At 59.2% G+C, this 13,089-nt stretch carries 13 protein-coding genes; 10 read left to right on the plus strand and 3 right to left on the minus strand.

What is annotated here, in order from left to right; all coding sequences use genetic code 11:
- Positions 1-122 precede the first annotated feature (122 nt).
- Positions 123-563 carry a universal stress protein gene (locus tag ACTJLA_RS20145; protein ID WP_034126643.1) on the minus strand — a complete coding sequence of 147 codons (441 nt, stop codon included), beginning with the start codon at positions 561-563 and terminating at the stop codon, positions 123-125.
- Between the two features lie 105 nt (positions 564-668).
- Between ACTJLA_RS20145 and ACTJLA_RS20150 the strand changes: the two genes are divergently transcribed.
- From ACTJLA_RS20150 to ACTJLA_RS20185, 8 genes are all read left to right on the plus strand, one after another.
- Positions 669-1,106 (plus strand): hypothetical protein, encoded by a 438-nt coding sequence (locus tag ACTJLA_RS20150; protein WP_072446782.1) that lies wholly within the window; start codon positions 669-671, stop codon positions 1,104-1,106.
- A gap of 21 nt (positions 1,107-1,127) precedes the next feature.
- Positions 1,128-1,298: a hypothetical protein gene (locus tag ACTJLA_RS20155; RefSeq protein WP_196492034.1), complete on the plus strand. Its 171-nt coding sequence runs from the start codon at positions 1,128-1,130 to the stop codon at positions 1,296-1,298.
- Between the two features lie 365 nt (positions 1,299-1,663).
- Entirely contained in the window at positions 1,664-3,811 is a 2,148-nt protein-coding gene (gene fadB / locus ACTJLA_RS20160; protein ID WP_003189649.1) for a fatty acid oxidation complex subunit alpha FadB, read from the plus strand.
- Between the two features lie 29 nt (positions 3,812-3,840).
- Positions 3,841-5,016 carry an acetyl-CoA C-acyltransferase FadA gene (fadA, locus tag ACTJLA_RS20165; protein ID WP_003189650.1) on the plus strand — a complete coding sequence of 392 codons (1,176 nt, stop codon included), beginning with the start codon at positions 3,841-3,843 and terminating at the stop codon, positions 5,014-5,016.
- A 98-nt stretch (positions 5,017-5,114) separates the two neighbouring features.
- Positions 5,115-5,351 (plus strand): DUF1653 domain-containing protein, encoded by a 237-nt coding sequence (locus ACTJLA_RS20170; protein WP_003189651.1) that lies wholly within the window; start codon positions 5,115-5,117, stop codon positions 5,349-5,351.
- A 114-nt stretch (positions 5,352-5,465) separates the two neighbouring features.
- Entirely contained in the window at positions 5,466-8,087 is a 2,622-nt protein-coding gene (topA, locus tag ACTJLA_RS20175) for a type I DNA topoisomerase (protein ID WP_003189652.1), read from the plus strand.
- A gap of 219 nt (positions 8,088-8,306) precedes the next feature.
- Positions 8,307-8,828, plus strand: a complete 522-nt coding sequence (locus ACTJLA_RS20180; protein WP_314548265.1) for a DUF6586 family protein — start codon at positions 8,307-8,309, stop codon at positions 8,826-8,828.
- Positions 8,829-9,530: 702 nt separating this feature from the next.
- Positions 9,531-9,764: a hypothetical protein gene (locus ACTJLA_RS20185; RefSeq protein WP_003189656.1), complete on the plus strand. Its 234-nt coding sequence runs from the start codon at positions 9,531-9,533 to the stop codon at positions 9,762-9,764.
- Positions 9,765-9,801: 37 nt separating this feature from the next.
- Here ACTJLA_RS20185 and sulA read toward each other — a convergent pair whose 3' ends face one another.
- A complete protein-coding gene (gene sulA / locus ACTJLA_RS20190; RefSeq protein ID WP_005786162.1) occupies positions 9,802-10,275 on the minus strand; it encodes an SOS-induced cell division inhibitor SulA in 474 nt (157 codons plus the stop codon).
- 10 nt (positions 10,276-10,285) lie between these two features.
- Complete coding sequence (gene lexA, locus ACTJLA_RS20195) at positions 10,286-10,894, minus strand: transcriptional repressor LexA (RefSeq protein ID WP_003172575.1); 609 nt, start codon at positions 10,892-10,894, stop codon at positions 10,286-10,288.
- A gap of 263 nt (positions 10,895-11,157) precedes the next feature.
- On the opposite strand from lexA, the gene ACTJLA_RS20200 reads away from it, so the two are divergent.
- Entirely contained in the window at positions 11,158-11,865 is a 708-nt protein-coding gene (locus ACTJLA_RS20200) for a TetR/AcrR family transcriptional regulator (RefSeq protein ID WP_034126647.1), read from the plus strand.
- A gap of 135 nt (positions 11,866-12,000) precedes the next feature.
- The gene (gene nagZ, locus ACTJLA_RS20205) at positions 12,001-13,011 is read left to right on the plus strand and encodes a beta-N-acetylhexosaminidase (protein ID WP_019818244.1); all 1,011 of its coding nucleotides are present in this window, start codon (positions 12,001-12,003) and stop codon (positions 13,009-13,011) included.
- The last annotated feature ends 78 nt before the right edge of the window (positions 13,012-13,089 follow it).

The following is a 13,089-nucleotide window of genomic DNA, read 5'->3' on the forward strand; positions in this document are numbered from 1 at the left end:
CGCCGGGCTTTTTAATATGAAATGCGATTCAACTGTGGGAGCTGGCTTGCCTGCGATAGCAGTCTGTCNTGATACACCGCTATCGCAGGCAAGCCAGCTCCCACATTAGACCTTCATCGGTCTTACGAACTCTTTACCAGTTTGACGGCCAGTACATCGCACGGTGCGCCGTGCAATACATCATTGGCGGTCGAGCCCAGCAGCAGTGCCAAACCGTGTCGCCCATGACTACCCACTACGATCAGGTCACAACCCTGTTCTTTGGCCAAGTGGTGGATTTCCTGGCGCGGTTGGCCGTAGGTAAGATGGGAATTTTCCTTGCTGACCTTGGGATACTTGAGAATCAAGCGGTCAAGGCGCTCCTTGGCCTGGTCGAACTGTTGCTGCTGCAGTTGGGAAAGGTCCATTGGCACGTCACCACCAAAGGCCATAGCCATGGGCTCGACGATGTGTACCAACGACAGTTTGGCGCCATTGGCAATCGCGGATTCCTGTGCGCGCTTGATCACTGGATCGCACTCTTCGGTCAGGTCGACAGCGACCAGAATATGTTCGTAGGGCATGAGGCGTTCCTCCAGGGGGCTGCAATAAGTTCAGTATGGCTGCTTTCAAGCGGATGGGGTTGCCGCAGATCAAATCCGCTCATCTAGAAATTCGGGAGTACACATATGACGGTCTGGATAGTGGTGTCAATCCTTGCGGTGGTTTTAAGCCCCCTGGTATGGCTGCGCCCTTCGCGCCAGCAGAGTGGGCGCATGGCCCTGCGCATGGAGGCACGCCGCATCGGGCTGGCCATGCAGTTGGCGCCCCAGGAGTGGCCGCACTGGCTCAAACAGGAGCCGCCGAGCCCGTGCGCGCAGTATTGCCGGCCACGACGCGGCAACGCGCCCGCAACCTGGAGCTACTGGCAGCTGGAGCCCGGGCTGTGGGTCAATCAGTGGCGTGAACCCTGTGTGGATGAGAAGTTGTTGCCGCATTTTGCAACGCTGCCGGCAAACGTCTACAAGGTCGAGGCCGACAAACAAATGATTGCCCTGTATTGGGGCGAAAAGGGCGACGCGAGCGTCCTGAAAGATATTGATACGCTGCTCAAGGCCCTGGCCTGACCCACACCTGTAGGAGCGAGCTTGCTCGCGAAAATCGCCAACGATAACGCGGATAACCAGGCTATACGCGGCGCTCTCCAGGTTTTCGCGAGCAAGCTCGCTCCTACAGAAAAGCCGGCCAATAAAAAGCCCGACATCATCATCGGGCTGGAGCTGGCCAGGCAGGCCGGTAAATCTGTAGGTTGCCGCTAGCCTAGCCGTGTATTGCGTTCTGTACAGCTTTTTCCCACACCTTTTCTATTATTGATCCTGTGAATATTTGAATATTGGCGGGTGGCCAGCCGGTGGGCCGGGTTCTGAAATGACCGGAAAGTCGCGTTTTTCCTAGCCTTTGGAGCGATTGACAATTGCTCGGAATTGGATGAAGGTGGCGTACCCAAATCAAACGGGCGTATGAATTGAGCGTTTGCCTGTCAGACGACTCATACAAAACCCGACTATCGCACTGGCGGGTGTGCCTGGCGGATTGGCGTGAGCATTGATTCAACTGTCAATGTCAAACCAGAGACCAGCGTCCAGTGTGTACTGTTCAGCTTCCATATCGTGGAGATCAGTTGATGATTTACGAAGGTAAAGCCATCACGGTTAAGGCTCTTGAAAGTGGCATCGTCGAACTCAAATTCGACCTCAAGGGTGAGTCCGTCAACAAGTTCAACCGTCTAACCCTGAACGAACTGCGTCAGGCCGTAGACACCATCAAAGCAGATGCTTCGGTCAAGGGCGTGATCGTCTCCAGCGGCAAGGACGTGTTTATCGTCGGCGCTGACATCACCGAATTCGTCGACAACTTCAAGCTGCCCGATGCCGAGCTGGTGGCTGGCAACCTCGAAGCCAACAAGATCTTCAGCGATTTCGAAGACCTCAACGTGCCGACCGTTGCTGCCATCAATGGCATCGCGTTGGGCGGCGGCCTGGAAATGTGCCTGGCGGCAGACTTCCGCGTCATGTCTGCGACGGCCAAGATCGGCCTGCCGGAAGTCAAGCTGGGCATCTACCCAGGCTTTGGCGGTACCGTGCGCCTGCCGCGCCTGATCGGTGCCGACAACGCGATCGAATGGATCGCCGCCGGCAAGGAAAACAAAGCTGAAGATGCACTGAAAGTCGGTGCTGTCGACGCTGTCGTTGCCCCGGACAAATTGGCCGAAGCCGCGCTGAACCTGATCAAGGGCGCCATCAGCGGCGAATTTGACTACAAGGCCAAGCGTCAGCCGAAGCTGGAAAAACTCAAGCTCAACGCCATCGAACAGATGATGTCGTTCGAAACCGCCAAAGGTTTCGTGGCCGGCCAGGCCGGCCCGAACTACCCGGCGCCGGTGGAAGCGATCAAGACCATCCAGAAGGCCGCGAACTTCGGTCGCGACAAAGCCCTGGAAGTGGAAGCGGCAGGCTTCGTCAAACTGGCGAAAACCTCGGCGGCCCAGAGCCTGATCGGCCTGTTCCTGAACGATCAGGAACTGAAGAAAAAGGCCAAGGCCTACGACGAAATCGCCAAGGACGTGAAACAGGCCGCCGTACTCGGCGCCGGTATCATGGGCGGCGGTATCGCCTATCAGTCGGCGTCCAAAGGCACGCCGATCCTGATGAAAGACATCAACGAACACGGTATCGAGCAGGGCCTGGCCGAAGCCGCCAAGCTGCTGGTGGGCCGCGTTGATAAAGGTCGCATGACCGCTGCAAAAATGGCTGAAGTGCTTAACGGCATTCGTCCTACGCTGTCCTACGGCGATTTCGGCCACGTCGACCTGGTGGTCGAAGCGGTTGTCGAAAACCCGAAGGTCAAGCAAGCCGTACTGGCTGAAGTGGAAGCCCAGGTCAAAGATGACACCATCCTGGCCTCCAACACCTCGACCATTTCCATCTCGCTGCTGGCCAAGGCCCTCAAGCGTCCGGAAAACTTCGTCGGCATGCACTTCTTCAACCCGGTGCACATGATGCCGCTGGTAGAAGTGATCCGTGGCGAGAAGTCCAGCGAGCTGGCCGTGGCCACCACCGTTGCCTACGCCAAGAAAATGGGCAAGAACCCGATCGTCGTCAACGATTGCCCGGGCTTTTTGGTCAACCGCGTGCTGTTCCCGTACTTTGGCGGTTTCGCCAAGCTGGTCAGCGCCGGTGTAGATTTTGTGCGCATCGACAAGGTCATGGAAAAATTCGGCTGGCCCATGGGCCCGGCGTACCTGATGGACGTGGTCGGCATCGACACCGGCCACCACGGTCGCGACGTCATGGCTGAAGGCTTCCCGGACCGCATGAAAGACGACCGTCGTTCGGCTGTCGATGCACTCTACGAAGCCAAGCGCCTGGGCCAGAAGAACGGCAAGGGCTTCTACGCCTACGAGACCGACAAGAAGGGCAAGCAGAAGAAAGTGGCCGACCCGTCGGTGCACGAAGTACTCGCTCCGGTCATCTACGAACAGCGTGAGGTGTCCGACGAGGACATCATCAACTGGATGATGATCGCCCTGTGCCTGGAAACCGTGCGTTGCCTGGAAGACGGCATCGTCGAAACCGCCGCCGAAGCCGATATGGGCCTGGTGTACGGCATTGGTTTCCCTCCATTCCGTGGTGGTGCGCTGCGTTACATCGACTCCATCGGTGTGGCCCAGTTCGTTGCCCTGGCTGATCAGTACGCTGATCTGGGCCCGCTGTACCACCCGACCGCGAAGCTGCGTGAAATGGCCAAGAATGGCCAGAGCTTCTTCGGTTAAGTGCCCAGACGACTAGAGCGAGAATATTTATGAGCTTGAATCCAAGAGACGTCGTGATCGTCGACTTCGGTCGTACGCCGATGGGCCGCTCCAAGGGCGGCATGCACCGCAACACCCGCGCCGAAGACATGTCGGCGCACCTGATCAGCAAAGTGCTGGAGCGCAACACCAAGGTCGACCCGAACGAAGTCGAGGACGTGATCTGGGGCTGCGTCAACCAGACCCTGGAGCAGGGCTGGAACATCGCGCGCATGGCGTCGTTGATGACCCAGATCCCGCACACCGCGGCCGGCCAGACCGTCAGCCGTCTGTGTGGTTCGTCGATGAGCGCGCTGCACACCGCTGCGCAAGCGATCATGACCGGCAACGGCGATGTGTTCGTGGTCGGCGGCGTGGAGCACATGGGCCACGTCAGCATGATGCACGGCGTCGATCCTAACCCGCACATGTCCCTCTACGCGGCGAAAGCCTCGGGCATGATGGGCCTTACCGCGGAAATGCTCGGCAAAATGCACGGCATCACCCGTGAAGCCCAGGACGCCTTCGGCCTGCGCTCCCACCAGCTCGCCCACAAGGCGACTGTGGAAGGCAAGTTCAAGGATGAAATCATCCCGATGAACGGCTACGACGAGAATGGCTTCCTGAAACTGTTCGACTACGACGAAACCATTCGTCCGGACACTACCCTGGAAAGCCTGGCGGCCCTCAAGCCAGCCTTCAATCCAAAGGGCGGCACCGTGACAGCCGGTACTTCCTCGCAAATCACCGATGGTGCTTCGTGCATGATCGTGATGTCGGCACAGCGTGCCCAGGACCTGGGTATCCAGCCGCTGGCCGTGATTCGTTCGATGGCGGTGGCGGGTGTGGATCCGGCGATCATGGGCTATGGTCCAGTACCGGCCACACAAAAAGCCTTGAAGCGCGCAGGCCTTTCCATCTCCGATATCGACTTCTTCGAGCTCAACGAAGCTTTCGCCGCACAGGCCCTGCCAGTGCTGAAAGATTTGAAAGTACTCGACAAGATGAACGAGAAGGTTAACCTGCACGGCGGTGCGATTGCCCTGGGCCACCCATTCGGTTGCTCCGGTGCACGTATCTCTGGCACTTTGCTTAACGTGATGAAGCAAAATGGCGGCAACCTTGGGGTTGCAACCATGTGCATTGGTCTCGGCCAAGGCATCTCTACCGTCTTCGAACGCGTCTAAACGTTCGGTTGACGGAAGCCGGGGCCCAGTGCCCCGGTTTTTGTTTTTTGGAACTTTTAAATATTTTTTTTCAACAAATTTTGCATGAGGGCCAGAGCATGAAAGTCGAACCAGGGCTCTACCAGCATTACAAGGGGCCGCAGTACCGTGTTTTCAGCGTGGCGCGCCACTCTGAAACCGAAGAAGAAGTGGTGTTTTACCAAGCGCTGTATGGCGAATACGGCTTTTGGGTGCGCCCTTTGAGCATGTTCCTGGAGACCGTCGAAGTTGACGGCGAGCAGGTCCCGCGCTTTGCTTTGGTCACGGCCGAACCCAGTCTTTTTACAGGGCAATAACGGCAGGTCGCGCAGAATGCTGCGCTTGACCTCATCCGGTTGCCACTATATATAGCGTTGCCGCGTCAGGCGCCAACTGCCTTTCACTTCTCGAATTCAGGAATTTTCCGATCCATGGGCAAATCGCTGGTCATTGTGGAATCCCCGGCTAAGGCCAAGACCATCAACAAGTACTTGGGCAACGAGTACGTGGTGAAGTCGAGTATCGGCCATATCCGAGACCTGCCCACCAGCGGTTCGGCTAGCGCCAGCAAGGAGCCTGCCGCCAAGCGCGGCAAGGCCGCCGCGGGCGAAGGTCCGGTACTCACGCCTAAAGAAAAAGCGCGCAAGCAACTGGTTTCGCGCATGGGTGTGGACCCGGACCATGGCTGGAAGGCCAAGTACGAAATCCTTCCGGGCAAGGAAAAGGTCATCGAAGAGCTGCGCCGGCTCGCCAAAGATGCTGACACCATCTATCTCGCGACGGACTTGGACCGCGAAGGGGAAGCCATTGCCTGGCACCTGCGCGAAGCCATCGGCGGTGATGACAGCCGCTACAAGCGCGTGGTGTTCAACGAAATCACCAAGAAAGCCATTCAGGAAGCCTTCTCCAAGCCGGGCGAGCTGGACATCGACCGTGTCAACGCCCAGCAGGCCCGTCGCTTCCTCGACCGCGTCGTCGGCTACATGGTCTCGCCACTGCTGTGGGCGAAGATCGCTCGTGGTCTGTCCGCCGGCCGTGTGCAATCGGTTGCGGTGAAGCTGGTGGTGGAACGTGAGCGCGAGATCCGTGCGTTCATTCCTGAAGAATACTGGGAAGTCCACGCCGACCTCGGCACTGCCAAGGGCGCCAATGTGCGCTTTGAAGTGGCCCGTGAGAAAGGCGAGGCCTTCAAACCGCTGAACGAAGCCCAGGCCATGGCCGCGCTGGAGAAGCTCAAGGCTTCCAGCTACAGCATCGTCAAGCGTGAAGACAAACCGACCAGCAGCAAGCCGTCGGCGCCGTTCATCACCTCCACCCTGCAACAGGCCGCGAGCAACCGCCTGGGCTTCGGGGTGAAGAAGACCATGATGATGGCCCAGCGTCTGTATGAGGCTGGCTACATCACCTATATGCGTACGGACTCCACCAACCTCTCGCAAGACGCGGTGGCGATGGCGCGTACCTATATTGAAAGCGAATTCGGCAAGACCTACCTGCCGGAGAAGCCGAACGTCTACAGCAGCAAGGAAGGCGCACAAGAGGCTCACGAAGCGATTCGTCCTTCTGACGCCAACACCACGCCTGCCAAGCTGAGCGGCATGGAGCGCGACGCTGAGCGCCTCTACGAGCTGATCTGGCGCCAGTTCCTGGCCTGCCAGATGCTGCCGGCGCAATACCTGTCTACTACCGTCAGCGTGGGCGCGGGCGATTTCGAGTTGCGTGCCAAGGGCCGTATCCTCAAGTTCGACGGCTACACCCGTGTGATGCCGCAGATCGCCAAGCCTGGCGATGATGATGTGCTGCCGGACATGGCCCAGGGCGACACGCTGAAGCTGATCAAGCTCGACCCGTCCCAGCACTTCACCAAGCCACCGGCGCGTTATTCCGAAGCCAGCCTGGTGAAAGAGATGGAGAAGCGCGGTATCGGTCGTCCGTCGACCTACGCGGCGATCATTTCCACCATCCAGGACCGTGGCTACGTTGCGTTGCACAACCGTCGTTTCTATTCGGAAAAGATGGGTGACATCGTGACCGAGCGTCTGTCGGAGAGCTTCTCCAACCTGATGGACTACGGCTTCACTGCCGGCATGGAAGAGAACCTCGATGACGTGGCCCAGGGCGAACGCGACTGGAAAAACGTGCTGGACGAGTTCTACGGCGACTTCAAGAAAAAGCTCGAAGTGGCTGAGAACCCCGAGAACGGGATGCGCGCCAACCAGCCGGTGATGACGGATATTCCGTGCACTACCTGCGGTCGACCGATGCAGATTCGTACCGCCTCCACCGGCGTGTTCCTCGGTTGCTCGGGCTACAGCCTGCCGCCCAAAGAGCGCTGCAAGGCGACCGTCAACCTGGTACCGGGCGATGAAATCGCGGCTGACGACGAGGGTGAGTCCGAGTCGCTGGTGCTGCGTGGCAAGCACCGTTGCCCAATCTGCAGCACGGCGATGGACGCCTACCTGCTGGACGAGAAGCACAAGCTGCATATTTGTGGTAACAACCCGGATTGCAACGGCTACGAGATCGAAGAGGGCACCTATCGCATCAAGGGCTATGAAGGCCCGAGCCTGGAATGCGACAAGTGCGGCAGCGAGATGCAGCTCAAGACTGGCCGTTTCGGCAAGTTCTTCGGGTGCACCAACCCAACCTGCAAGAACACCCGCAAACTGCTGAAAAGCGGTGATGCGGCGCCGCCGAAGATGGACCCGGTGAAAATGCCCGAGCTCAAGTGCGAGAAGGTCAACGACACCTACATCCTGCGTGACGGCGCTTCGGGGCTGTTCCTGGCTGCGAGCCAGTTCCCGAAAAACCGCGAGACCCGTGCGCCACTGGTGATGGAGATCGTGCCGCACAAGGACGAGATCGATCCGAAGTACCACTTCCTGTGTGAAGCGCCGAAGAAGGACCCGGATGGTCGTCCAGCCGTGATCCGCTACAGCCGCAAGACCAAGGAGCAGTACGTGCAGACCGAAGTGGACGGCAAGCCTACTGGCTGGAAAGCGTTCTACGACGGCGGCAAGTGGAAGGTCGAGGACAAGCGCCAGGGCGCTTGATCCGCTAGTCTGTTAACGCCAAAAGCCGTCTGTATAGACGGCTTTTGCTTACTGTAGGATTGAGTTTGTTGTGGCGAGCAAGCTTGCTTGCGCTGGGGTGCGAAGCGCCCCCAATAGCTGGCGACTGCTACGCAGTCGAGCGGGAGCAAGCTCCCTCGCCACAGCAAGCTCGCTCCTACGCAGTCAGCATCACGCCTATTCGTTGTGGAGATTGCCGTCATGGCCAACGAACTCTATACCCGTACCAATCAGAAAATTTACTTCGCGGGTTTATCCCTGGAGGCCCTTGGCCGTGCCGAGGAAGGGAAAGAGATGAACGCCATCGCGCTGGTACAGGCGGGGCGCGAAGCGGCGTTGTTCCACCTGTACGGTGCCTTGCTGGGGCTGTGCCATGAAATCGCCGGGTTCTACCGCCTACCCCAGGCCGGTGTGCCGCGTGCAGAAATGATCATGAATCGTGAAGTGCTGGACGCCATGGCGATCCCCGAGTTGGCCGAACTGGTGGAAATGGCCCAGAGCCCCGACAGTTGGGTGGCGCGGCTGCTCAAAGCACATGCGGATATGTTTCAGCCGCCGCGTATTCCCCATGTGCCCAAGGGGGATGTCACCCAGCCGCTGATCGTCGCCGTGGCCTTGGAACAGGATGAGCCCAAGCCTTTGAGCCGCGAAGAGTTGGAAGGCTGGCGCCAGGAGTTGAAGAAGATGGCGCTGCGCTTTCGTGAAGGGCTCAACGAGTGTTGAAGGAGTAAATGAGGGGGCTGGCTGCGCAGCGACGCTGAACCTGTGGCGATGGAGCTTGCTCCCGCGACGGCCGGACGGCCGACGCTTATCTACCTGACGCCCTAGGATCCAAATGTGGGAGCTGGCTTGCCTGCGATGACGGCCTGCCAGCCGACACCTATCTACCTGATTCCCTGCGATCAAACTGTGGGAGCTGGCTTGCCTGCGATGGCGGCCTGACAGGCGACCCTGTTATACCGAGTACATATCCATTCCTGCGGTAACGGCCACTTAGGGTTCCGCCGGCGGGTCACTTTCGAAAAGCGCGAAAGTAACCAAAGCGCTCTTGCCCCACCACTCGGCACCTCGCCTAGGCTCGGCCAGCGTGGTTTAACGGGGCGCCTAAGATCAAAAGCCAGATCAAGATCACAAGCAGATCAAGATCACAAGCAGATCAAGATCAGGACCGGCTCGCTTCGCATCGTGGTTACCGTTGGCTGCTACAGCTTGCAAAGTTCTGTGATGCCCATGCTGCGATAGAGGCGAGTCAGAAAAGCCCTGTGATAACTGACCCACCGCCATCGCAGGCAAGCCAGCTCCCACACAGAGAAGCGTGTTCCCTAGGGCACCATTCATCAAGCCGTCAACAAACCTGTCCATATCCCCTGCGAGGCTGGGTGGATGACTGATATAATCCAGGCCTTTCGTGGAGAACAGACTTTTATGCCAACGTCCTTTCTGGAAATTGTTGAACTGCCTGACGGCCGAATCGAACTGCGCCGGGCGGAGGACGAGGGTTCTCTGGTTATTCTGGATTTCTCCGAAGACGCCAAAGTCTTCCTGCAAGGCCAGCACGTCGAAGTGGCTAAAGCCATGTTGAGCGTGGGTGTGCAGATGGCAGGTCGCCTTGCCGAAGGCGAGCCGGAGAAAGAAGAAGGGCCGCGCGTTCTTCACTGAGTCCTTCGTGAAGGCTGCTTCTGTGGCGCGCCCATCATTACCCCAATCGAATATTCAAACTCTGTGCATCACCCGTGCGCGCAGCGCTGATAAGTTGCTGCTTGGCGCTGGCATTCAGTGGGTTCAACCAGCTCACCACCGTATGGCTACGGCCCAGGCGCAAGGCTTCGCAGGTTAGTTGCTGGGCGCTTTGTGCGCCGCGTGGTTGCAGCAACAGGATGCGCTCGCGGTTGAGCCCGGCGTCCCGCAGCCAGGCCTGGGTGAGGCTGGCGGGCGGGGCGATCAATGTCAGCCAGCGGGCGTCCTGATCTTCGCTCAATTCGCGCAGGATAGGTGCCAGCAGGTTCAGGCAGCTCTCAGCCGCACCGCGCAACGACAATTCACTGAACGCCTCAGGTTCGCCGCCCCAGGGGGCTTCGACCGTTTCCTTGAGGATTGGCGCAAGGGGCTGGGCCATGAAGGCCTCGAACAGCGACAGTTGTGTGTGTTGTGGGGTGTGCACGAGCTGCATGATGCCTCCTTTAACGGCGAATGACGCCGACACTCAAGCCTTCGATCACCAGGTCCTGGTCTTTCAGGTTGACTTCGATCGGGGCAAACTCAGGGTTTTCGGCCAGGAGCCAGACCTTGCTGCCTTCGCGCTTGAAGCGTTTGACCGTGACCTCGTCGCCGATACGGGCAACGACGATCTGGCCATTGCGGGCTTCGCGGGTGGTATGCACGGCCAGCAGGTCGCCGTCGAAGATGCCCACGTCCTTCATGCTCATGCCGTGCACACGCAACAGGTAGTCGGCACGCGGATGGAAGAAGGTCGGGTTGATGTTGCAGGATTCCTCGACGTGCTGCTGCGCCAGGATCGGCGCACCTGCGGCGACGCGACCGATGATCGGCAATGTCGACTCGTCTGCCTTGGCTTCGAAGCCAGGGATGCGAATACCCCGCGAAGCACCCGGGGTCATCTCGATCGCACCTTTGCGAGCGAGGGCCTTGAGGTGTTCCTCGGCGGCGTTCGGGGACTTGAACCCCAATTCCAGGGCAATCTCCGCACGAGTAGGCGGGTAACCATTGTCATCAAGGCAGCGCTTGATAAAAGCCAGAATCTCAGCTTGGCGTGGCGTCAGTTTTAGCATGTTGATCGCTCTGTCTTTTTATACAGTGACTGGGATTATATACAGTGAACTGCGCTTGGCAATCATCCTTTTTGGCGGCTCCGCTGGACGGTCATCCGTCAGCCGTCCTACAGAGCAGAAGCGGCGCTGCCTACAGAGCTGCGAGGATATGATTAAATAGCGGTGAAACAGATGACCGACCAGCCGCAAAGCGGACCCGCAGGCTTGACAAGACACACTCTGAAACGTATGTTTCAAACAAGTGTTTGTCAGGCGGAGTAGCCATGGCCCAGTCGGAAACCGTTGAACGCATTCTCGATGCTGCCGAGCAATTGTTCGCGGAAAAAGGATTTGCTGAAACTTCATTGCGTCTGATCACCAGCAAGGCTGGGGTCAACCTGGCCGCCGTGAATTACCACTTCGGCTCGAAAAAGGCCCTGATCCAGGCGGTGTTCTCACGCTTTCTGGGCCCGTTCTGCGCCAGCCTCGACCGTGAGCTGGAACGCCGCCAGGCCAAGGCCGATCACAAGCCCAGCCTGGAAGAGCTGCTGGAAATCCTCGTGGAGCAAGCGTTGGTCGTGCAGCCCCGTAGCGGCAACGATTTATCGATCTTCATGCGCCTGCTTGGCCTGGCGTTCAGCCAGAGCCAGGGCCACTTGCGCCGTTATCTGGAAGACATGTACGGCAAGGTGTTCCGCCGCTATATGCTGCTGGTCAACGAAGCGGCGCCGCGTATTCCGCCTATCGAACTGTTCTGGCGTGTGCATTTCATGCTCGGTGCCGCAGCTTTCAGCATGTCGGGTATCAAGGCGTTGCGGGCAATTGCCGAGACCGATTTCGGTGTGAACACGTCCATCGAGCAAGTCATGCGCCTGATGGTGCCGTTCCTTGCCGCTGGCATGCGCGCCGAAACCGGCGTCACCGACCCGGCCATGGCCACCGCCCAGTTGCGCCCGCGCAGCAAAACCGTACCGGTCGCCGCCAAGGTTTGATCGCTGCGGGTGGGCGCGGCCGCTTGCATCCGCTAAGCTAGCCGCCATGCCGATTTCAGCTATTTATTCGCAACCCGTCGTCCTTGCCGTGTCTGGCAGGGACCACGGGTTGTGTGCGTTATTTAAGGAAGGTTTATGACTGCTGCCCTGCAAGGTTCTTTGATGGTCGACGTCGCCGGTACCTGGCTCACGGCCGAGGATCGTCATCTGTTGCGCCAACCGGAAGTGGGCGGCCTGATCATTTTTGCGCGCAATATCGAGCACCCACGCCAGGTTCGCGAATTGAGCGCAGCCATTCGCGCAGTGCGCCCGGACCTGCTGCTGGCTGTGGACCAGGAAGGCGGCCGCGTACAGCGTCTGCGTCAAGGCTTCGTGCGCCTGCCGGCCATGCGTGCGCTGGCGGATAACCCAAACGCTGAATACCTGGCTGAGCAGTGCGGCTGGATCATGGCCACCGAGGTGCTGGCGGTGGGCCTGGACCTGAGTTTTGCCCCCGTGCTGGACCTCGACTACCAACGCAGCGCCGTGGTCGGTACCCGTGCTTTCGAAGGCGACCCCGAGCGCGCTGCCGTGCTCGCGGGTGCCTTTATCCGTGGCATGAACAGCGCCGGCATGGCCGCCACCGGCAAGCACTTCCCTGGCCATGGTTGGGCCGAGGCCGATTCCCACGTCGCCATTCCCAATGACGAGCGCAGCCTGGAGCAGATTCGCGCCAACGACCTGGTGCCTTTCGCACGCCTGAGCAAGCAATTAGCCGCCGTGATGCCGGCGCACGTCATCTACCCGCAGGTCGATGCCCAGCCTGCTGGTTTTTCGCGTCGCTGGTTGCAGGACATCCTGCGCGGTGAGTTGCAGTTTGACGGGGTGATCTTCAGCGATGACCTGTCCATGGCCGGCGCCCATGTGGTCGGCGATGCGGCCAGTCGGATCGAAGCGGCGCTGACCGCTGGTTGTGACATGGGCTTGGTGTGCAATGACCGTGCGGCGGCCGAGCTGGCGCTCAGTGCAGCACAGCGGATGAAGGTCACGCCATCGGCGCGGATTGCGCGTATGCGTGGGCAGGCGGTTGCGTCGACTGATTACAAACAGGATCCGCGTTGGCTGACAGCGCTTACTGCGTTGCGTGATGCGCAGTTGATCGACTGAAAACCGAAGCGCGGCCATCGCAGGCAAGCCAGCTCCCACATTTTGATTTGTGAATACATTCAGGTGTGGGAGCTGGCT

The organism is Pseudomonas sp. 22072 (assembly GCF_052046095.1).
Classification (GTDB): domain Bacteria; phylum Pseudomonadota; class Gammaproteobacteria; order Pseudomonadales; family Pseudomonadaceae; genus Aquipseudomonas; species Aquipseudomonas paracarnis.